The following is a 19749-nucleotide window of genomic DNA, read 5'->3' on the forward strand; positions in this document are numbered from 1 at the left end:
GAGGACGACATGGAGCTCTCGACGGTCTGGTTCATCCTCATCGCCATCCTCTGGACGGGCTACTTCGTCCTGGAAGGGTTCGACTTCGGCGTCGGGATGCTGCTGCCGGTGCTCGGCCGCGGCGGTGACGCCGCGGACACCGAGCAGCGACGGAGGGTCATGATCAACACGATCGGCCCGTTGTGGGACGGCAACGAGGTGTGGCTGCTCACGGCGGGCGGGGCGACGTTCGCGGCCTTCCCACACTGGTATGCCACGTTGTTCAGCGGGTTCTACCTTCCCCTGCTGCTCATCCTCGTCGCGCTCATCGTGCGCAACCTCGGCTTCGAGTACCGCCACAAGCGCGAGAGCACCACGTGGAAGTCGCGGTGGGACCTCGCCATCGTCGTCGGGTCGTTCGTGCCGGCGCTGCTCTGGGGGGTGGCCTTCACCAACATCGTCCGCGGCGTGCCGATCGACGCGAACAAGGAGTTCGTCGGCAACCTCTGGACGCTCCTCAACCCGATGGCGCTGCTCGGCGGGCTCGTGACGTTGTCGCTGTTCCTCGTCCACGGCGCCCTGTTCGTGGCGTTGAAGACAGCCGGCCCGATCCGCGAGGACGCCCGCCGGCTGGCGACCCGGCTCGGGGTGGTCGCGGCCGTCCTCGCCGTCGTCTACCTGTTGGTCATCGGGTTCCAGCAGGGCTCGGCCGCCTCGTGGGTCACCACCGTCGTCGCCGCGGTCGCCCTCCTCGGCGCGCTCGGGGCGAACCTGCGCGACCGCGAGGGCTGGGCGTTCACCGGAACCTTCGTCTGCATCGCCTTCGCCGTGGCGACGCTGTTCCTCGCGCTGTTCCCGGACGTGATGCCGTCGACCATCGACCCGGCCTACTCGCTGACCACCACCAACGCGTCCAGCACCGACTACACGCTGAAGATCATGACCATCGTGGCGCTGATCTTCACGCCGATCGTGCTGCTCTACCAGGGCTGGACCTACTGGGTCTTCCGCAAGCGGATCGCCGTGCACCACATCCCGGCCTGAGATGGCCCGGTCGAGACCGGTCGACCCGCGGCTGCTGCGGGCGGTTCCGCAGGCGCGTCGGTCGGTGGTCGGTCTCGGCGTCGCCGGTGTGCTCCAGGGCGTGGCGACGGTATGCGCTGCCTTCGCCGTCGGTGCGCTGGTCACCGCGGTGGTCCACGGGGACGACCTCGTCGGTCCGATCACCTTCCTGGCGTTGGCGTTCGGCGCGCGGGCCGCACTGGCCTACGCGGTCGAGCGCACCGCGGCAACGGCCGGTGTCGCGGTGTCGGGCGCGCTGCGGGTCCGACTGCTCGGAACCTGGCTGGAACGCCCCGCGGAGACGTGGCTGGATCCGGCCGTCGGAACGACCCTGGCCGCGCAGGGGTGCACCGCGGTCGAGACCTATGTGACGCGGTACCTGCCGGCGCTGGTCCACGCCTCCGTCGTGCCGGTCCTGGCGGTGGGGGCCCTGTTCGTCGTCGACTGGCCCAGCGCCGTCATCGTCGTGCTGACCCTGCCGCTCCTGCCGCTGTTCGCGGCGCTGATCGGGCGGACCACCCAGGAGGCGACGGAACGCCGCTGGGCCGCCCTCCAAGGGCTGTCCGGCCACTTCGTCGACGTCGTGCGCGGCCTTCCGACGCTGGTCGCCTACGGACGGGGTACGCGCCAGGTCGCGACCGTGAGGTCGGTCAGCGAGCGCCACCGCGAGGAGACGATGGCCACCCTGCGGCTGTCGTTCCTGTCCTCCGCGGCGCTGGAGCTGCTGGCCACCCTCTCCGTGGCCCTGGTCGCCGTCACGGTCGGCCTGCGGCTCGCGGCGGGAGACCTCGACCTGCTGCCCGGGCTGGTCGCGATTCTTCTTGCCCCCGAGGCGTACTGGCCGATCCGCCGGGTGGGCGCCGAGTTCCACGCCGCCGCCGACGGTGCCCAGGCCCTGGACCGGATCATGGACGAGCTCGACGCGGACGCAGCGGTGCCGACGCGCATACCGGGCTCCGGCGTCGTCCTGCATCAGGTCGGCTACCGCTACCCCGGCGACGACAGCGAGGTTCTGCGCGACCTCACGCTCACGGCCGGAGGCGGGCTCACCGTGGTGACCGGCGCGTCCGGGTCGGGCAAGACCACGCTGCTCGAGCTCGTCGCGGGGCTGCGGACGCCGACGGCCGGAACGGTCGACGCCGCCCCGGCGCACCTCGTCACCCAGCGGCCCTTCCTGATGCCCGGTTCGGTGCGGGAGAACCTCCAGCTGGTGGCGGCCGGGCCGATGGCGCCGGACCGGCTCTGGGAGGCCCTGCGCCGCGTCGGCCTCGACGGGGCGGTCGCCGGGATGCCCCGCGGGCTGGACACCAGGCTGGGGGACGACGGCTTCGGGCTGTCCGCGGGGCAGCGCGCCCGGCTGGCCGTGGCCCGCGCGGTCCTGAGCGACCGCCCCGTCGTCCTGCTCGACGAGCCCACCGCGCACCTCGACTCCGAGGGCGTGCAGACCATCCACGCGGTCATCACCGCCCTGGCCGCGGATCGAACCGTCATTGCGACGACACACCGTCCCGAGCTGGTCGCCGTGGCCGACCGACACGTCGTGCTCGAGGATCTGAGGGCGGCCCGGTGAACGGGAGCCAGTGGTGGGAACGGCGGTCGCTCGCGCTCGCGGCCCTGCTCGGCGCCGGGGCGACCACCGCTGGCATCGCCCTCACCGCGACGTCCGGCTGGCTCGTCGTCCGCGCCAGCGAGCAGCCCGCGGTCCTCTCCCTGCTCACCGCGGTCGTTGCGGTCCGCGCGTTCGGTATCGCGCGCCCGGTGCTGCGTTACGCCGAGCGGCTGCGCTCGCACGACGCGTCGCTGCGCGACCTTGCCGAGCGTCGGGCGCAGGCGTACGCCCGGCTGGTCCCGCTGACCCCGGCGCGCCTCGGTCGCCGTCGCCGAGCCGACCTGCTCGGCGGTGTCGTCGACGACCTGGGCGAGGTCGTCGAGGCGCAGGTGCGGGTCACGGTCCCCGTCACCGCGGCCGCGGCTGCCGGCGTCCTCACCGCGCTCCTCACGGCGTTGCTGGCACCGAGCGTGGGACTCGTGGTCGCCGGCCTCGTCCTCGCGACGGCCGTCGTCGGTCTCCTGGCCCGGCGCGCGGAGTCCGCCGCCCAGGGCGATCTGCTGGAACGGCGCGCCGAGCTGCTGGCCTCCAGCCAGCTCGTGACCGCGCAGGCCGGGCAGGTCCGAGCGGCCGCGGCCGGTCCCGCAGTGCTTGCCCGCGTGGACGGCGCGCAGCGCGCCGTCGAGCGGGCAACCGGGCGGCAGAGCCGGGGCCGGGCCGCGACGGCGGCGGCCATCCTGCTCCTGGTTGCCGCCACGACCGTCGCGGCGGCGGTGCTGACCCGCGACCTCAGCGTGCCGATCGCGGTCAAGGGACTCCTTGTCCTGACCCCGGTGGCGGTCGTCGAGGCGTTCCAGCCACTGGTCGAGGCGGTCCGGGCGTCGGCTCGCGCCCGCGCAGCGGCGGCGCGACTCGACCGGCTGTTGGTCCAGGAGCCGGCGGTGTCGGACAGCCCGCACTCACGGACCAGGGCGCTCTCGACCCACGGGACGAGCGGCATACGCCTCCGGCTCACTGACGCCCGGGCGTCGTGGGACGGCGTCGCCACCGCCGTCGGGCCCGTCGACCTGGACCTGGAGCCCGGGACACGGTTGCTGGTGACCGGGCCGAACGGCGCAGGGAAGTCGACCCTCCTCGCGCTGCTCGGACGACAGCTCGAGCTGTCCGGCGGGCGCTACACCGTCGACGGGACCGACGTACGCGACCTTCCGGTCGAGGAGGTCCGGGCGCTCGTCGCGGTCGTGGACGACGAGCCGCACGTCTTCGCATCGACGCTGCGCGAGAACCTGCGGCTCGCCCTGCCGATCGACGACAGCCAGTCGGGTGACCCCGAGCTCGTGACGACGCTGCGCCGGGCCGGGCTCAGCGGCTGGCTGGGCAGCCTCCCGGACGGGCTGGACTCCCGTCTCGGCGCCGGCGGACGGGGGCTCTCCGGCGGGGAGCGGGCCCGGCTCGCCGTCGCGCGGGCGCTGCTGTCGGGCCGTCCGGTCCTGCTCCTCGACGAGCCGGTGGCCCACCTCGACCACGCCACGGCGACCGCGGTGCTCGCCGACGTGCTCGGTGACGCTCACGGCCGGTCGGTGGTGGTGGTCAGCCACACGCCGCTGAGCGTGGACTCCTACGACCGCGTGCTCGACCTCAGCCCGGTGCGGGCCTAGCGGAACGGCTTCGGCCGGTCAGGCGCTGCAGGCGGGAGCCGAGGAGAGGGCGGCAGCGGCGGACTTGTAGGGGTCGAGGTGCGCCGGGGCCGCCCGGTAGCGCTGGATCCAGCGGGCCTGCGCCTCGGGTCCGTCGAGGTGCCCGTCGCTGTGGTCGGCCATCTCGCTCAGGTGGGTACGCCAGTCGTCCAGGACGGCCTTCGCCGCGCTCATGTAGGTGTCGATCGCCTGCTCGCGGGCGGCGCAGGCCTGGAGCTTGGTCTTGAGGTCCGTGGGCGCCTCGAGGGTGCCGACGTTCTGACAGCCGCCCACGCCGCTGTACGCGGTCATCGCACCGTCGTACGCCGCAACGTCACCCGGTCCGGCGGCGCGGCTCGGCCCGAACACGTTGGTCTTGACGTCCAGGTAGGTCTTCGCCCCGGAGTCGATGTCGGCCTGACCCTGAACGTGCTCGGACCAGTGCTCGGCAGCGGTCGTCGCCGCCGTGACCACCCGCTGGGCCGCGTCCTGGCGGGTGACGCACTCCTGGAGGGCCTTCTGGACCGCGGCGAGCTCAGCCGAGACGGTGGCCGACGCCGCGGTCGTCGTGGTGCTCGTCGCGCTCGTCGTCGTGGACGGCGTGCCGCTCGTGCTCGTCGTCGGAAGTGGCGCGGCCTGGCTGGGGCTGTCGGTGCCGGTCAGGATGCGGAAACCGAAGAACGCCGCGGCCGCGATGGCGAGCAGGGCGACGACCCCGAGGACGAGCGGCATCGGCGATCGCCGCTGCGCACTGTGCTTTCCCACGTTCAACCAATCCTTCCGATGCGACGGTGTTGGCGTCGAGCCCGTCGCGTCCTGTTCCCCCGGCTGACCTCAACCCGATCGTGCGCCGTGCGTTCCGTCATGCGACTCGAGCCTCGGCATACGGTGTGCGCATGCGAGTACTGGTCAGTGGTGGGGCCGGGTACATCGGTTCGCACACCGTCGTCCATCTTACGGCGGCGGGGCACGACGTTCTCGTCGTGGACAATTTCGGGAACGCCAAACCCGCGGTCATGGCGCGACTGGACGCACTCACGAACACCCATATCCCGGTACACGCTTTCGACCTCACCGACCGCGACAAGACGGAACGTCTCTTCGCAACGGAGCAGGTCGACGCGGTCGTCCACTTCGCGGGGCTGAAGGCCGTCGGTGACAGTGTGCAGCGGCCACTGGACTACTACGAGAACAACCTCCAGTCGACGTTCTCACTGCTGCGCGCCATGCGCCGACACGGCTGCTCGACGCTGGTGTTCTCCTCGTCCGCGACCGTGTACGGCGACCAGGCTCCCCTGCCCTATCGCGAGGACTACGAGCCGCTCCAGGCCAACAGCCCTTACGGGCGGACCAAGGTGATGATCGAGACGGTGCTGCGCGACGTCGCGCACATCGACCCCTCGTGGCGCATCGCGGTCCTGCGCTACTTCAACCCCGTCGGCGCTCACCCGTCCGGCGCGATCGGCGAGGACCCACAGGGGATCCCCAACAACCTCATGCCGTTCATCGCGCAGGTCGCCGTGGGTCGTCGCGACCGGCTGCGCATCTTCGGCGACGACTACCCCACGACCGACGGCACCTGCGAGCGCGACTACATCCACGTCGAGGACCTTGCGTACGGCCATGTCGCGGCGCTCAACCGGATCGCGTCCACCGACGAGCCCATCCGCACCTGGAACCTCGGAACCGGCCGGGGCACCTCGGTGTTGGAGCTGGTCAAGGCGTTCGAACGCGCCTCGGGAATGCCGATACCCTACGACATCGTCGGCCGACGGACCGGGGACCTGCCGGCGTCGTGGGCCGACCCGACCCGGGCCAACGAGGAGCTCGGCTGGGTCGCGACCCGGACGGTCGACGACATGTGCGCGGACACGTGGCGGTGGCAGAGCCAGAACCCGAACGGTTACGAGGATGTCTGACCGACCGTTCCACGTCACCGTCGTCTGCACCGGCAACATCTGCCGCTCCCCGATGGGCGAGGTGATCCTGCGCGACCTGTTCCGCGAGGCGGGCCTCGACGTCACCGTGGACTCCGCGGGCACGACGCGCTGGGAGGTGGGCAGTCCCATGGACCGTCGAGCGGTTGCCGAGCTGCGACGGCGCGGGTACGACGGATCCGCCCATATCGCGAGGGGTTTCGAGCCCGGCTGGTTCCCCGACACCGATCTGGTCCTCGCCGCCGACGCCGGCCACGCCTCAGTCCTGCGGCGGTGGGCCCGTACCAAGGATGACGCGGCCAAGGTCCACCTGCTGCGCGAGTTCGACCCCGCCGCCGTAGCCGCTGGGACGTTGGAGGTCGACGACCCCTGGTACGGCGACGAGGAGGACTTCGTCCGGTGCTTCACCGAGGTCGAGGCCGCCTGCCGCGGCGTGGTGTCGTGGGTGGCCGGCGAGCGGACCACGACCCGACGAGGCGATGGCTGACCCGCCGGTCCACCACCCGCCTCTCTGGGAGGATGACGACATGTCCTCGTTCGCCGACGCTGACCCGACGGTGGCCCTCGGTGCCCTCGACGGCCGGTACCGCCCCGTCGTCGCGCCGCTCGTCGAGTTCCTCTCCGAGGCGGCGCTCAACCGGATGCGGGTCCACGTCGAGATCGAGTGGCTGATCCACCTCACCGACCACAAGGTGGTCCCGGGCGTCCGTCACCTGACGGACGACGAGAAGGCCGGCCTGCGCCGGATCGTGTCCGAGTTCGGGCCCGCGCAGGTCGAGGAGCTCGCCGCCATCGAGCGGGAGACGGTGCACGACGTCAAGGCGGTCGAGTACTTCCTCAAGCGCCGCCTCGCCGGGATCGTCCCGGGTGAGGAGGACCGAGGGCTCAGCGAGCTCGTGCACTTCGCGTGCACCTCCGAGGACGTCAACAACCTTTCGTACGCGTTGATGGTCCGGGGTGCGGTGACGTCGGTCTGGCTGCCCCGTGCGACGTCCGTCGTCGACCAGGTCGCCGGCATGGCCGGTGAGCTGCGGGGCATACCGATGCTCGCGCACACGCACGGGCAGCCGGCCACACCGACCACCCTCGGCAAGGAGCTGGCCGTTCTCGCGGCGCGGCTTCGGCGACAGCTGCGGCGAGTCGGCCACGCCGAGTACCTCGGGAAGCTCAACGGCGCCACCGGCACCTACGGGGCCCACCTCGCGGCCGTGCCCGACGCGGACTGGCCGGGTATCAGCCGATCGTTCGTGGAGGGGCTCGGGCTCAGCTGGAACCCGCTCACCACCCAGATCGAGAGTCACGACTGGCAGGCCGAGCTGTACGCGGACCTGGCGCGGTTCAACCGGGTGATGCACAACCTCTGTACCGACGTGTGGACGTACATCTCGTTCGGCTACTTCGCGCAGGTCCGCGGCCAGGGGACGGTGGGATCGTCGACGATGCCGCACAAGGTGAACCCGATCCGGTTCGAGAACGCCGAGGCCAACCTCGAGGTGTCCAACGCCCTGTTCGACGTGCTGGCGGCGACGCTGGTGCAGTCGCGGCTGCAGCGGGACCTCACCGACTCCTCGATGCAACGCAACATCGGGTCGGCGTTCGGTCACTCGGTGCTCGCGCTCGACAACGTCGCACGCGGTCTGGCCGGCCTCGACGCGGTCCCAGCGACCATGGCGGCCGACCTGGACGCGAACTGGGAGGTGCTCGGCGAGGCGGTCCAGTCGGCGATGCGGGCCCTTGCGGCGCAGAGGGTGCCGGGGATGGACGAGCCCTACGAGCGGCTCAAGGAGCTGACCCGTGGGCGGCGCATCGGCGCGGAGGACATGCGCGTCTTCATCGCCGGGCTGGGGCTGCCGGAGGATGTCGCGGCCCGGCTGTCGGCGATGACCCCCGCGAGCTACGTCGGCGCCGCGCCGGAGCTGGTGCGGTACCTGGACGACGCCGGGGCCTGAGCGGTGGCGCGTTCGCGCAGCGCCCGGCCGAGCGACATCGGAGAGCTGGCGCTGGCCCTCCCGAGACGGCGGAGGCCGTCGCGTGGGGCGACCGACCGGCATACCAGGTCCGGGGTAGGTCGTTCGTCATCTACCGCGACCCACGGCCCGACGCGCTGGGCGCCGACGGAGAGCGGCTGACCGACGTGGTCGTGATCAGCTGCGGGACGCCGGAGGACAAGGCGGCGTTTCTGGCGAGTGAACCGCCGTGGTTCGCGACGCCGTACTTCGACGGCTACAACGCGGTCCTGGTCCGGCTGTCGGAGCTGGGACAGGTCACCCGCGACGAGCTGGCGGAGGTCGTTGAGGACGCGTGGCTGGCGCGGGCACCGAAACGGCTGGCCAAGGAGTGGCTGGCCGCACGGCAGGTGTGACCCTCAGACGGTGACGAGGCCCTCGGGGGTCTGGAACGTTACGGCGAGCAGACCGGGCGTCCCGCGCGGGGCGACGAACGTGAAGTCGATGTCCGAGGAGGCGGTCTGGCCGGCGGGCAGGCCGAGCCATTCCTTGACGCGCTCGGGGTCACCGGCGATCTGCAGCCCCTCGATGGTCACGCTGGTCGAGGCGCCGACGCTGGGGTGGACGGACTGGTCCTCCCACTGCACGTAGTAGGGCAGCTGCGGGTCGGACATCAACCCCTTGATGCCCAGCTGCCGCCAGCGCAGCTCGACGCCGTCCGGGCGGTGCCGGTTGCCCTCGACCGCGGGACGTCCGAGGCGCTCCTCGACGGGGGAGATGTCGTCGACGCGAACGCACCAGCCGAGCCAGCCGCCGCCGGCCTCCATCCGGGCCTTGACCGCCTGGCCGAAGGGCGCCTTGTCGGACGCCGGGTGGTCGAGACAGTCGACGACCTCGACGTAACGCTCGTCGGCGAGCGGGAAGATGATGTTGCGCGTCCCGAACCGGGGGTGGACGCCGCCGTCGACGGGATCGACACCGATGACCTTGGCGAGACGGGCGGCCGTCGCCTGGAGCCCGTCGTGCTCCGCGGTGTAGGAGACGTGGTCCACGCGCATGTCGTCCATCGTGGCACACGCTCAGGGGTGCTTTTGACCACCCCTGCGGGCCCCGGTCAGGGACCTGTGCTCACCCTGCGCCGGCCATCCGCTGGCGGCGCGCCTCGAACAGGACGATCGCCGCGGACGCCGCGACGTTGAGGGAGTTCGCCTTGCCGTGCATGGGGATTCGAACTCGGTATGCGGCGGCGTCCAGGAGCGTGTCGTCGGCACCGTGCTTCTCAGCCCCCACCGCGACAGCCACCGCACCGGTCAGATCGACCTCCGTGTAGAGCCGATCGGTGTCCGGCGTGGTGACGACGAGCCGCACCTGGCGCGCGCTCAGCCAGGCCAACGCCTCGACCGTCGTGGCGGTCGCGACGGGGACGGCGAACACCGTTCCCTTGCTGGCTCGGACGACGTTCGGGTTGCCCCAGTCGGTCACCGGATCGGCGGCGACCACAGCGCTCACACCGGCCGCATCGGCCGTGCGGAGCATGGCTCCGAGGTTGCCCGGCTTCTCCACTCCCTGGGCCATCAGGAGGAGCGCGTCGTCGTCGGTGTCGAGCTGCGAGAGGGCGCGGCCGACGGCGGGGACGACGGCGAGGAGCCCGTCCGGGCCCTCTCGGTAGGCGACCTTCTCGAAGGCGGTTCGGTTGAGTCGGACCACCTCGGCGCCGAGCTGCCGGGCGTGGGCGACGAGGTCCTCCTGCCGGCCGATCTCCTGGCGGCCGGCGTGACCGGCCGGGCTGAACAGCTCGGGACAGACGAACAGGGTCTGCGGTCGGACTCCCGAGGCGAGCGCCAGGGTCAGCTCCTCGTGACCCTCGACCAGCGTCGTGCCGGTCTCCTCGCGAGTACGCCGACGGCGCAGAGCCACGAGGGCCTTGAGCCGCGGGTTCGCGGGAGAGGTGATGAGCAGGTCCGCCACGGTGGCAGTCAACCTCATCGAAGGTCCGGACGGCGGGTTCTCGGAGCGGGAGGCCTGGTCGAGCTCGCTGCCTGGTGTCGTCAGAGCAGCGAGCGCAGGACCGGGACGAGCCCGTCCTCGTCGACCGTGCCGGTGACCTCGTCGGCCACCGCCTTGACCTCGTCCGGGGCCTGGCCCATGGCGACGCCACGGGCCGCCCAGGTGAGCATCTCGATGTCGTTGCGCTGGTCTCCCACCGCGACGGTGTCGCCGGGCTCGACGTGCAGCGAACGACGGACCAGCTCGAGGGCGGAGCCCTTCGAGACGCCCTCGGGGTTGATGTCCAGCCAGGCGGTCCAGCCGACGGCGTAGGAGACCTCGTGCAGCCCGGCCCGCTCCACCTGTTCCATGAACTCCTCCGACGACGCGTCGGGGCGCCGGAGCGTGACCCGGGTCGCGGGGTGGGCGACGAGCTCCTCCCAGTCGACGACGACCTGCTCGCCGCCGAGCTCCCCGTCCGGGAAGGGCGCACTCACCTTGAACCCCACCCCGAGGTCCTCGACCGCGACCAGCGCGTCGGGGATCTGCTCGCGCAGCATCGTCAGCACCGGCCGCGGGTCGAAGGTGACCGTGTCGACGACCCGGTAGCCGCGGGGCTGCCCCTCGTCGAGAGCCATCGTCACGGCCCCGTTGGAGCAGACCGCGTACCCGCGCTGCAGGCCCAGGAGCCGGACGATGGGCATCGTCGCGACGATGGACCGACCGGTCGAGATGACCAGGTGGTGGCCGGCCGCCACGACGGCGGTGACCGCTTCCCCGACCGCCGGGGAGAGGGCGCCGCTGTGGTCGATGGTCGTGCCGTCGAGGTCGAGGGCGACGAGGAGCGGGGTACGCGGGGCGGCGCCCGGAGTGGTGGCGGCAGTCATGGTCGCCACCACCCTACGGGCGGCGAGGTCCGCCCTAGGCCTCGACCTTCAGTGCCTCCCGAACCCCGAGACGGCGGCCGGTGTTGAGGATGGAGCGCCGGTAGAGCCGCTCCCCGATGACCATGGTCCAGGCGGCGAAGGCCAGCGTCACCAACAGCGACAGGATCGGCTCCCACCACGCGGCCTCACCGGCCAGCAGGCGTTGCGGCATCGAGATCGCGGAGACGACCGGCAGGTAGGAGCCGACCACCCGGACCGTGCCCTCACCGAACAGCCCGACGAACATCGCCACCATGAGGATCGTCGTGAGCACCGGCGTCGTCGACTGCAGGTCCTCGCTGCGCGTCGCCAGCGACCCGGCCACCGCCCAGAGGCAGGCGAGCGCCGCGAACCCGGCTACGAAGAAGACGAGGAACCACCCGGCCGAGGCCGCGACGAGACCGATCTGCGGCGCGTACGAGGTGAACGCCATCCCGACCAGCCCCACGCCGACGAACAGCACCATCTGGCCGAGGGCCAGCAGGGTGTTGCCGAGTACCTTTCCCGCGAGCAGCTGCCGCAGCGGTACCGCGCTGACGAGGATCTCGACGACCCGCGACTGCTTCTCCTCCACGACGCTGGTGGCGATGGCCATCCCGAACATGATCGAGGCGAAGTAGAAGAGGAACGCGAAGATCAGGCCCACCGCGATCTTGAGGCCATCGTTGGCGTCCGGCTCGAGCAGCTGGGTGGTCACCGCGCCGCCCGCTGTCAGGGCCGCCACCGTGGTGCCGGCGCTCTGGGCGTTCGCGGCGAGGGTGCGGTCGCGAACGGACTCGGTGACCGCCGAGGTCATGCTCGACTTCACGTCGGTCTTGCCGACCAGCTGCCACCCGTCGGTCCCGTGGACCAGGCCGACGTCGGCCTTGCCGTCGCGGACGGCGGCATCCACCGCGGCAGGGTCCGTCGCGTCGGTGACGGTGAGCACCATGTCGTCGCCGCGCTGCTCGGCCGAGTCACCCACCTGTTGCATCACCTGGCGTGCGCCGTCACCGGACACGGCGACCGTCACCTCGTTGCTCTTGCCGGACATGAACGCCTGGAACGCGAGGCCACCGGCGAGCAGCAGCAAGGTGACGACGGTGCCGACGACGAAGTTGCGGTCACGCAGCTTGACGACGATCTCGCGCATCATGACGATCGGCCAGATGGGCTGCCCGCTGCTGCGCGGCGCCTCGACGGCATCGGCGTCCTGGGCTTGCTGCTTCGAGCTGGTGTCGATGGTCATGCCGTGACCTCCCGGTAGATCTCGCTGAGACTGGGAACGATGGTGCTGAGCTCGCGAACCGACCCGCGCCGCAACGCTTCTCGTAGCAAACGGTCGGACGCGTCGGCGGCGACCAGCTCGAGGACGGCCACCGGTCCGTCGACGTCGACGACCGCCACACCGGGGACGTCGCGGACCCAGCCGGCGTCCGCGGTCGCGCCGGACGGTCCGGAGGCCACGACCAGGCGGTGCAGGGTCCGGCCGCGGTGCCGTAGGTCATCGACCTTGCCGCCGGCGACGACGCGACCGGAGGAGAGGACGACGAGGTCGTCACAGATCCGCTCCACGAGGTCGAGCTGGTGCGAGGAGAAGAGGACCGGCACGCCGCGGGCGGCCTGCTCGCGCATGAGGTCGGCCATCGCGTCGACGGCGTCCGGGTCGAGGCCGGAGAACGGCTCATCGAGGATCAGCGCGATGGGCGACGCCATCACCGCCGCGGCGATCTGGACGCGCTGCTGGTTGCCCAGCGAGAGCGACTCGAGGGTGTCGTTCGCCCGATCGGCCAGGCCGAACCGCTCCAGGTACTCGTGCGCCGACCGTCGCGCCGCCCGGGCGCTCATCCCGTGCAGCCGGCCGAGGTAGACCAGCTGGAACAGGACCGGCTGCTTCGGGTACAGCCCCCGCTCCTCGGGCATGTAGCCGAACCGGGCGCGGTCGTCACGACCGACCGGACGGCCCCGCCACAGCACCGCGCCCGCGGTGGGCTCGAGGATGCCCATGATCATCCGCATCGTCGTGGTCTTGCCGGCGCCGTTCCCGCCGACGAACCCGGTGAGGCCGCCGGGCCGCACCGTGAGGTCCATCGCGTCCACGGCCCGGATGTCGCCGAACAGCCTGGTCAGTCCCCTGGTCTCGAGCATGCCTCCACGCTAGGCAGGCGCGGCCGGGGCCGGATCAGCCTGCAGGCGGAGGTTCGCCGTCCACCTAGGGACGGATGAGCCCCAGCTCGTGCGCGAGGACGACGGCCTGTACACGGTCGCGCAGGTGCAGCTTGGCGAACACGTTCGACACGTGCGTCTTCACGGTCGCCTCGCCGACGTAGAGCTCGGCGGCGATCTCACCGTTGCTGAGGCCCTTGCCGATGAGCACGAGGACCTCACGCTCCCGGTTCGTGAGGAGGTCCAGCTGGTGGGGTGTCGCGGGCTGGGTTGCCGGCGAACGGTTCTCGGGGGTCTGCGTGGGGGCGGCGGTCATTCGCTCGATCACCCGACGGGTCACCTCGGGAGCGAGCAGGGCATGGCCGTTGCCGACGACACGGACGGCGTCGACGAGCTTCTCGGGTTCGGCGTTCTTCAGCAGGAACCCGCTCGCACCCGCTCGCAGCGCGTCCACGAGGTAGTCGTCACGGTCGAAGGTCGTCAGGATGATGACCTTCGCCAGGTCGCGCGCGACGATCTCCCGAGTCGCCTCGATCCCGTCGGTACCCGGCATCTGTACGTCCATCAGCACCACGTCCGGCGTCAGGCGGGCGACCACCTCGACGGCGGCGGCACCGTCGCTGGCCTCGCCGACGACCTCGAGGTCCGGTTCGACGCCGAGAATCATCGAGAAGCCCGAGCGGACCAGCGCCTGGTCGTCGACCACGACGACGCGCAGGACCTCCGGGACGGTCTCCGTCATCGGGTCGAGTCGGCCGGCTCGGGCGTCCGGGACGGTTCGACGCGGTCGGCGTACTCCGCGTGCTCGGCGTGCTCGGCGTGCTCGTGCTCGACGTGCTCGACGTACTCGGCGGGGTCGGCGTCCTCGACGTCGCGGTCGGCGCGGTCATCGGCCGTGGTCGACCGTCTGGCCAGGGGCAGCCGGACCCGGACCCGGAACCCGCCGGTCGCCCGTGGACCGATCTCGAGCGAGCCGTCCAGGGAGGCGACGCGCTCCCGCATACCGAGCAGTCCGAGACCGGTGCCCGAGGTTCCGGTGCGTGGGCGTCCGGAGTCCAGTACCTCGACCTCGGCGAACCCGTTCGGGGCCGACCCGTCGACGCGCAGGACGACAGCCGCCGCCGTGGCCGTCGAGTGCCGGCGGACGTTGTGGAGGGCCTCCTGGGCGGTGCGGTAGAGCGTGAGGCCGACCGCGGGCCCGAGGTGCGTCGCAGCGTCGGGAGGGTCGGCGACGACGGAGTAGGTGACGTCGAGTCCGTCGGCGCGCAGCTGGTCGACGAGACCGGGAATGGCGTCGACGGAGGGTTCGGGTGCACGACCGGTCTCGGCGGCGCGGTCCCCCTGGCGCAGCGTGCCGAGGAGGGCGCGCATCTCGGTCACCGCCTCGCGCGCCGACGACTCCACTGACGAGAGCGCCGACGAGGCCGCCGGCGGGTCGACGTCGAGGACGCGCCGCGCCGCTGCCGCCTGGACCCCCATCACGGACACGTGGTGGGCGACGACGTCGTGCAGCTCACGGGCGATGCGGAGGCGCTCCTCGACGACGGCGTGCTCCTTGAGCTCGGCCGCCTGGGTGCGCAGCGTCGCGGCCTGGGTGGCGAGGCGGGCGCGCCGACGGGCGGCGTTCCAGGCGGCCTGGCCACCGAGGACGGCGCCGCCGAAGTAGGCGATGTTGACGAGGAAGGTGTAGGTCACCGCCGCGATGACCGGGTTGACGGCGCCCCTCGAACGGCTGGGGTCGGCGAGGTCCGCGTTGATCTGGGCGACAGCGCTGCCGAGGAGGAACTGGTAGGCCAGCCAGCCGAACATCAGCAGCAGGACGCCGGCGATGACCATCAGGGCGACACGGCGGTCGCGGGCCCACGCCATGGCGCTGAACAGCGCGAAGAAGTACAGGCCCTGGACCGACAGCTGCATGGCGATGTCGGGCATCCGCAGCCCGACCACGAAGAACGCCAGCGACGACACGACGACCGCCCCGAGCGGCCACCGACGGCGGAACGCGATGGGCGCGGCCATCGCGGCGAGACCGAGGTACTCCTGCCAGACCGGTAGGTCGGTACGCAGACCGCCACCGCTGCGGAGCATCTCGAGGCCGATGGCGGACAGCGCGAACAGGACGAGGGCGACGGTGGCGTCGCGGCGGTGGGCGACGGCGGCGGGCCGCCGGACCCACTCGGAGTCGAGTGCGAAGAAGTCCGCGACCCGCATACGCCATGTCGTCACGACTCCAGCGTAGGGAGGAGACGGTCCTGACCGGATCCCCCTCGGGGCGGAGGCGCTCCGTTGGCCCACTGGTCAAGGCGGCGGTGTGGGGGACTCGGGCGACGGCTTTCCGTACCGCGAACGCCAGGCGGCACCCACCGCCAGCAGGTTGAGCCCGAGCAGGATCATCGGCGGCCAGACTGTCCCGTGCACCTGGGCCAGCGCCGCGATGGCGACCGCCAGGACGGCCGAGGCCACACCGATGGTCAGCTGGGTGAACGCCGACAGCTCGGACAGCTCCTCCGGCCGGGCGTTCTCCACGAGGAAGGCCGACTTGGCGACGCTGACCGCGTCGTTCGCCAGGGTGGCCAGCAGGATGAAGATGGCGTGGACGAACGGTGACCCCACCAGCCCGAGCCGTTCGACGGTGACCGCGCCGGCCGCGGCGAGGGTGCTGCACATCGTCCCGCCGATCAGCATCCCCCGGAACCCGCGCCTCGTGAGGACCCGCTCCCACAGGACGGCACCGACGACCAGACCCAGGCTGGTGACGGCGATGATCACGGCCAGGCTGCCCGGGACGCTGCCGTGCAGAGCGGCGACCCGGATGCTGAAGAAGGTCGTCCCCAGGACGACCGAGAGGAAGAGGATCTGCTGGATCAGGTACTCGCGGAGCCACGGGTAGCGTCGCGCGGCCTGCGCCCCCCGGCGCAGCGTCGTGACGAGGCTGCGCCGGGGCCCCGCCTTGGCGGTGGTGGTGGGCACGTGCTCCACCCCGATGAGCAGGGAACATCCCGCCGAGACGACCAGGAAGGCACCGGCGATCCACTCGAGGGCGATGTGACCGACGACCGGGTCACGACCCGCGAACATCCAGGTCGAGACGATCGCGACCACGCTCGCGAGCAGGCCACCGAGAGCCGCCTGGGTGAACAGCAGCCGGCGGCGACGTTCTCGTTGGACCGCGCTGGCCAGGACGTTGGTGAAGGCGATGGTGCCGATCCCCGACAGCAGGCCGGACCCGAGGGCGATGGCGAGGAAGGTGACGTTCACGGCCGACGTGCTGTCCCGGAAGAGCAGGCCGACCGTCGCGAGGGCGAACAGCAGGGTGGCGGTCCCGAGCGTGGCGAGCGCCATGACCGTGCGGCTCGGCAGCCGACTGGCCAGCAGGTTGGGGCCCACCGTGTAGCCCACCAGTGTGCCGATGATGCCGAGTGGGACGAGTAGCCCGGCGACGATGAGCGAGCCGCCGAGCGCGGCGCAGAGGAACGGCAGCACGATGTTCGTGCTGGCGAGCTTGCCCGCCAGCCCGTAGCTGCCGCCCTGGGCCAGGAGCAGGGGGAAGTTGCGGCGCGGCGGCTGGTATGTCGACGCGTCAGGGGAAACGGGAGGGACGTCGGCCGCACCGTGGGTGAGGGCGACCGGAGGGTCGGCGGGGGCCACGGGCAGGGCGGGGTGGGCGTGCGCGGACACACCCGTGGCGCGCTGCTCGGGGCCGGGCATCGGCCGTCAGGCCGGCGGAATGAGGACGTCGAGGCCGAGGTGCGGCCGCAACGCTTCCGGCACGACGACCGAGCCGTCCGACTGCTGGTGGGTCTCGAGGATGGCGACCAGCCACCGCGTCGTGGCGAGGGTCCCGTTCAGGGTGGCGACGACTCGGGTGGCACCGCCCTCCGGGTCGCGTTCACGGACGCCCAGCCGACGGGCCTGGTAGGTCGTGCAGTTCGAGGTGGAGGTCAGCTCGCGGTAGCGGCCCTGGGTGGGGATCCACGCCTCGCAGTCGAACTTGCGAGCCGCGGGACCACCGAGGTCGCCGGCGGCGGTGTCGATGATCCGGTACGGCACGTCGATGGCCGCGAGCATCTCGCGCTCCCAGCCGAGCAGCCGCTCGTGCTCCGCCTCGGCGTCCGCCGCCGAGCAGTAGACGAACATCTCGATCTTCTGGAACTGGTGGACGCGGATGATCCCGCGGGTGTCCTTGCCGTGCGAGCCCGCCTCTCGCCGGTAGCAGGTGGACCACCCCGCATACCGCTTCGGGCCGCCGCTGAGGTCGAGGATCTCGTCGCTGTGGTACCCCGCAAGCGCGACCTCGGAGGTGCCGGTGAGGTAGAGGTCGTCGGCCTCGAGCCGGTAGACCTCGTCGGCGTGGGCGTCGAGAAACCCGGCGCCGGCCATGATCTCGGGGCGGACCAGCGTCGGCGTGATCATCGGGGTGAAGCCGTACTCGACGGCGCGCGCGACGCCGAGGTTGAGCAGCGCCAGCTCGAGCCGAGCGCCGACCCCGGTGAGGAAGTAGAACCGCGAGCCCGACACCTTGGCGCCGCGCTCCATGTCGATCGCGCCGAGGAGCTCACCGAGCGCGAGGTGGTCACGCGGCTCGAACCCTTCCGCCGCGAAGTCCCGCGGCGCTCCGACGACCTCGCGGACGACGTAGTCCTCCTCGCCGCCGACCGGGACCCCGTCGACGATGACGTTGCCGACCCGGCGGGCCAGCAGGTCGAGCTCGCGCTCCCGCTCCCCCGCGTCGGCCTCCAGCGACCGCACCCGGGTGGCGAGTTCCTTGGCCTGCGCGACGAGCGCGGCCTTCTCCTCGCCCTTGGCCGTCGCGACCTGCTTCCCGAACGTCTTCTGCTCCGCCCGCACCCGCTCGTACTCGCCCAGGGAGGAGCGCCGCGCCTCGTCGGCGGCGAGGATCGCGTCGACGATCCCCGGGTCCTCCCCACGGGCCTTCTGCGAGGCCCGGACGACGTCCGGCGTCTCGCGCACGAGCTTGATGTCGATCACCGGGTCAGGGTATCGAGAACCCATGAGCGACCTGCCGCCCCTTTTCGACGAGGACCACACCTGCCCGACCTGCCGACTGGCGTACGGAGATCTGGGCGTCGACCGGTGCCTCGCCCTCGCCGGTGAGTCGACGTCAGCCATCGCCGCACTGCTGGCGACGCTCGGCGAGGAAGCCCTGCGCCGGCGGCCGCGGCCGGAGGTGTGGTCGCCGGTCGAGTATGCCTGTCACGTCCGCGATGTCCTCGTCACCTTCGCGGCCCGTGTGCACCGCGGGGTCGTCGAGGATCGGCCGGTGCTCGACCCGATGTATGCGGACTGGCGCGCCGAGCGGTTCGGCTACGCGGGCATACCGCTGGACGTCCTGCTCGTCGAGCTCGCGGCGGCGGGGCAGGGGTTCGCGGCCGAGGTCCGGTCGGTGCCGGAGGACGCGTGGGACCGCACGGTGGTCCGCCGGCCGGAGGAGGAGCGCACGGTGCGATGGCTGGTCCGGCAGGCGGCCCACGAGTGCGTGCACCACCTGGCCGACGTCACCGCGTCGGTCAGCCCTGCTCCCCCGCGAGCGCCGGGTGCAGCGGCTCCCCCGTCTCGAGAAGGGTCTTGAGCGCCGACAGGACGCCCATCCAGCCGGCTCCGGCGACGCTGGACGCGGTGCGCGGGGCGCCCTCGAGCCGGTCGTGGATCACCGTGAGCAGGCAGGTGCCGTCGTCGTCAGGGGTGATCTGCCAGGTCACCCGGCTCGCGGCCTCCGCCGCCAGCGTCGGGTCGTAGAGCGACGTCCAGCCGTGGACGACCCGGTTTGGCGGGTCCCACTCCAGCACCTCCGCGACGCCCCAGCTCGACCCGTCCGGTCCGAACGACGCGTAGCCGTCGGGCGTGATGGTGATGGCGGCGCCGTGGAAGTAGCGGCGGGTGAACTCCGGGAGCGTGATGGCGTCCCAGATCTCCTGCGGGGTGGCCTTGATGACGATGCGGTAGACCTGCGTCGCGGTCCCCTCGTCGGGGATGGCGGCCGGCTGGTCGGTGCTCGCGTCGGCACTCATGATCGGGGCTCCTGCCGTGACTCGAGGGCGGTCTTGAGGTCGACGAGCGCGGTGACGCGCTCGTCGCGGTACTTGTCGACCCAACGGTCGGCGACCAGCTGGATCGGGATCGGGTTGAGGAAGTGCCGCGTGGAACGGCCGTCCTTGCGGGTGACGACGAGCCCGGCATCCTCGAGGACGCGGACGTGCTTCATCACGCCGAACCGGCTCATGGCGAACTCCTCCTCGAGCTCACCGAGCGTCTGCCCGTCGCGGTCGAAGAGCCGGTCGAGAAGGCGGCGACGTGACGGGTCGGCCAGGGCTTTGAACACCGCGTCGTCGTCGTCGGGCACCGCTCAAAGTTAGGTGACCATTTGGTCACATGTCAAGGGAACGATCAGACGGCGGTGACGACGTCCTCGTACTCGAGGCGGGGCTGCCGGTCGCGGAAGGCCTCCGGCGCCGGGTGACCCACGTTGACGACCACGAGGGAGCGGTGGCCGACCGTCGGGGAAGAACTCGGCGTCGACACCGG

Annotated in this window: 20 protein-coding genes; 8 read left to right on the plus strand and 12 right to left on the minus strand. The window is 71.8% G+C overall.

Going from position 1 to position 19749, the window contains the following annotated elements; all coding sequences use genetic code 11:
• Positions 1–9: 9 nt before the first annotated feature.
• The 3 genes from cydB to cydC are packed head-to-tail and all read left to right on the plus strand — an operon-like array spanning position 10 to position 4248.
• The gene (gene cydB, locus VIG79_RS17120) at positions 10–1023 is read left to right on the plus strand and encodes a cytochrome d ubiquinol oxidase subunit II (RefSeq protein ID WP_331887795.1); all 1014 of its coding nucleotides are present in this window, start codon (positions 10–12) and stop codon (positions 1021–1023) included.
• Between the two features lies 1 nt (position 1024).
• Positions 1025–2611 carry a thiol reductant ABC exporter subunit CydD gene (gene cydD / locus VIG79_RS17125; RefSeq protein WP_331887797.1) on the plus strand — a complete coding sequence of 529 codons (1587 nt, stop codon included), beginning with the start codon at positions 1025–1027 and terminating at the stop codon, positions 2609–2611.
• Entirely contained in the window at positions 2608–4248 is a 1641-nt protein-coding gene (cydC, locus tag VIG79_RS17130; RefSeq protein ID WP_331887799.1) for a thiol reductant ABC exporter subunit CydC, read from the plus strand. The genes cydD and cydC overlap by 4 nt, the downstream gene beginning before the upstream one ends.
• An 18-nt stretch (positions 4249–4266) precedes the next feature.
• On the opposite strand, the gene VIG79_RS17135 is transcribed toward cydC, so the two are convergent.
• Positions 4267–5031 (minus strand): hypothetical protein, encoded by a 765-nt coding sequence (locus VIG79_RS17135; RefSeq protein WP_331887801.1) that lies wholly within the window; start codon positions 5029–5031, stop codon positions 4267–4269.
• Positions 5032–5162: 131 nt separating this feature from the next.
• Here VIG79_RS17135 and galE point away from each other — a divergent pair, with 131 nt between their 5' ends.
• The 4 genes from galE to VIG79_RS17155 are packed head-to-tail and all read left to right on the plus strand — an operon-like array spanning position 5163 to position 8565.
• A complete protein-coding gene (gene galE, locus VIG79_RS17140) occupies positions 5163–6185 on the plus strand; it encodes a UDP-glucose 4-epimerase GalE (RefSeq protein WP_331887803.1) in 1023 nt (340 codons plus the stop codon).
• Positions 6178–6690, plus strand: a complete 513-nt coding sequence (locus VIG79_RS17145) for a low molecular weight protein-tyrosine-phosphatase (RefSeq protein WP_331887805.1) — start codon at positions 6178–6180, stop codon at positions 6688–6690. The genes galE and VIG79_RS17145 overlap by 8 nt, the downstream gene beginning before the upstream one ends.
• Positions 6691–6730: 40 nt before the next feature.
• On the plus strand, positions 6731–8152 hold the full coding sequence (gene purB, locus VIG79_RS17150) for an adenylosuccinate lyase (RefSeq protein WP_331887807.1): 1422 nt from the start codon (positions 6731–6733) through the stop codon (positions 8150–8152).
• On the plus strand, positions 8149–8565 hold the full coding sequence (locus tag VIG79_RS17155; RefSeq protein WP_331887835.1) for an MmcQ/YjbR family DNA-binding protein: 417 nt from the start codon (positions 8149–8151) through the stop codon (positions 8563–8565). The genes purB and VIG79_RS17155 overlap by 4 nt, the downstream gene beginning before the upstream one ends.
• Positions 8566–8568: 3 nt before the next feature.
• Here VIG79_RS17155 and VIG79_RS17160 read toward each other — a convergent pair whose 3' ends face one another.
• The 9 genes from VIG79_RS17160 to serS form a co-directional block, all read right to left on the minus strand.
• The gene (locus tag VIG79_RS17160) at positions 8569–9207 is read right to left on the minus strand and encodes a VOC family protein (RefSeq protein ID WP_331887809.1); all 639 of its coding nucleotides are present in this window, start codon (positions 9205–9207) and stop codon (positions 8569–8571) included.
• A gap of 70 nt (positions 9208–9277) precedes the next feature.
• Complete coding sequence (locus tag VIG79_RS17165) at positions 9278–10117, minus strand: RNA methyltransferase (protein WP_331887811.1); 840 nt, start codon at positions 10115–10117, stop codon at positions 9278–9280.
• Positions 10118–10197: 80 nt separating this feature from the next.
• Complete coding sequence (locus VIG79_RS17170) at positions 10198–11022, minus strand: HAD family hydrolase (RefSeq protein WP_331887813.1); 825 nt, start codon at positions 11020–11022, stop codon at positions 10198–10200.
• Positions 11023–11056: 34 nt separating this feature from the next.
• Positions 11057–12289: an ABC transporter permease gene (locus tag VIG79_RS17175; RefSeq protein ID WP_331887815.1), complete on the minus strand. Its 1233-nt coding sequence runs from the start codon at positions 12287–12289 to the stop codon at positions 11057–11059.
• Positions 12286–13188 carry an ATP-binding cassette domain-containing protein gene (locus VIG79_RS17180; protein ID WP_331887817.1) on the minus strand — a complete coding sequence of 301 codons (903 nt, stop codon included), beginning with the start codon at positions 13186–13188 and terminating at the stop codon, positions 12286–12288. Before VIG79_RS17180 ends, VIG79_RS17175 begins: the two co-directional genes overlap by 4 nt.
• Positions 13189–13252: 64 nt before the next feature.
• The gene (locus VIG79_RS17185) at positions 13253–13948 is read right to left on the minus strand and encodes a response regulator transcription factor (RefSeq protein ID WP_331887819.1); all 696 of its coding nucleotides are present in this window, start codon (positions 13946–13948) and stop codon (positions 13253–13255) included.
• On the minus strand, positions 13945–15432 hold the full coding sequence (locus VIG79_RS17190; RefSeq protein WP_331887821.1) for a sensor histidine kinase: 1488 nt from the start codon (positions 15430–15432) through the stop codon (positions 13945–13947). The genes VIG79_RS17185 and VIG79_RS17190 overlap by 4 nt, the downstream gene beginning before the upstream one ends.
• A 72-nt stretch (positions 15433–15504) precedes the next feature.
• Positions 15505–16914, minus strand: a complete 1410-nt coding sequence (locus VIG79_RS17195; RefSeq protein ID WP_331887823.1) for a hypothetical protein — start codon at positions 16912–16914, stop codon at positions 15505–15507.
• Positions 16915–16920: 6 nt separating this feature from the next.
• Positions 16921–18195, minus strand: coding sequence for a serine--tRNA ligase (serS, locus tag VIG79_RS17200; RefSeq protein ID WP_331887825.1), 1275 nt, complete (start codon positions 18193–18195; stop codon positions 16921–16923).
• A gap of 22 nt (positions 18196–18217) precedes the next feature.
• On the opposite strand from serS, the gene VIG79_RS17205 reads away from it, so the two are divergent.
• On the plus strand, positions 18218–18796 hold the full coding sequence (locus tag VIG79_RS17205; protein WP_331887827.1) for a DinB family protein: 579 nt from the start codon (positions 18218–18220) through the stop codon (positions 18794–18796).
• Here VIG79_RS17205 and VIG79_RS17210 read toward each other — a convergent pair.
• Positions 18735–19235, minus strand: a complete 501-nt coding sequence (locus VIG79_RS17210) for an SRPBCC domain-containing protein (protein WP_331887829.1) — start codon at positions 19233–19235, stop codon at positions 18735–18737. The genes VIG79_RS17205 and VIG79_RS17210 overlap by 62 nt on opposite strands.
• On the minus strand, positions 19232–19567 hold the full coding sequence (locus VIG79_RS17215) for a helix-turn-helix domain-containing protein (protein WP_331887831.1): 336 nt from the start codon (positions 19565–19567) through the stop codon (positions 19232–19234). The genes VIG79_RS17210 and VIG79_RS17215 overlap by 4 nt, the downstream gene beginning before the upstream one ends.
• Between the last annotated feature and the right edge of the window lie 182 nt (positions 19568–19749).

Origin of the sequence: Lapillicoccus sp. (genome assembly GCF_036559105.1) — a bacterium.
Classification (GTDB): domain Bacteria; phylum Actinomycetota; class Actinomycetes; order Actinomycetales; family Dermatophilaceae; genus Lapillicoccus.

Bases quoted from the DNA above. Each gene is read 5' to 3' on its own strand.
- VIG79_RS17180 (WP_331887817.1), bottom strand. From the start codon at position 13,188: ATGCTCGAGACCAGGGGACTGACCAGGCTGTTCGGCGACATCCGGGCC.
- VIG79_RS17160 (WP_331887809.1), bottom strand. From the start codon at position 9,207: ATGCGCGTGGACCACGTCTCCTACACCGCGGAGCACGACGGGCTCCAG.
- purB (WP_331887807.1), top strand. From the start codon at position 6,731: ATGTCCTCGTTCGCCGACGCTGACCCGACGGTGGCCCTCGGTGCCCTC.
- VIG79_RS17195 (WP_331887823.1), bottom strand. From the start codon at position 16,914: ATGCCCGGCCCCGAGCAGCGCGCCACGGGTGTGTCCGCGCACGCCCAC.
- VIG79_RS17210 (WP_331887829.1), bottom strand. From the start codon at position 19,235: ATGAGTGCCGACGCGAGCACCGACCAGCCGGCCGCCATCCCCGACGAG.
- galE (WP_331887803.1), top strand. From the start codon at position 5,163: ATGCGAGTACTGGTCAGTGGTGGGGCCGGGTACATCGGTTCGCACACC.
- cydD (WP_331887797.1), top strand. From the start codon at position 1,025: ATGGCCCGGTCGAGACCGGTCGACCCGCGGCTGCTGCGGGCGGTTCCG.
- VIG79_RS17185 (WP_331887819.1), bottom strand. From the start codon at position 13,948: ATGACGGAGACCGTCCCGGAGGTCCTGCGCGTCGTCGTGGTCGACGAC.
- VIG79_RS17175 (WP_331887815.1), bottom strand. From the start codon at position 12,289: ATGACCATCGACACCAGCTCGAAGCAGCAAGCCCAGGACGCCGATGCC.
- cydB (WP_331887795.1), top strand. From the start codon at position 10: ATGGAGCTCTCGACGGTCTGGTTCATCCTCATCGCCATCCTCTGGACG.
- VIG79_RS17145 (WP_331887805.1), top strand. From the start codon at position 6,178: ATGTCTGACCGACCGTTCCACGTCACCGTCGTCTGCACCGGCAACATC.
- VIG79_RS17205 (WP_331887827.1), top strand. From the start codon at position 18,218: ATGAGCGACCTGCCGCCCCTTTTCGACGAGGACCACACCTGCCCGACC.
- VIG79_RS17170 (WP_331887813.1), bottom strand. From the start codon at position 11,022: ATGACTGCCGCCACCACTCCGGGCGCCGCCCCGCGTACCCCGCTCCTC.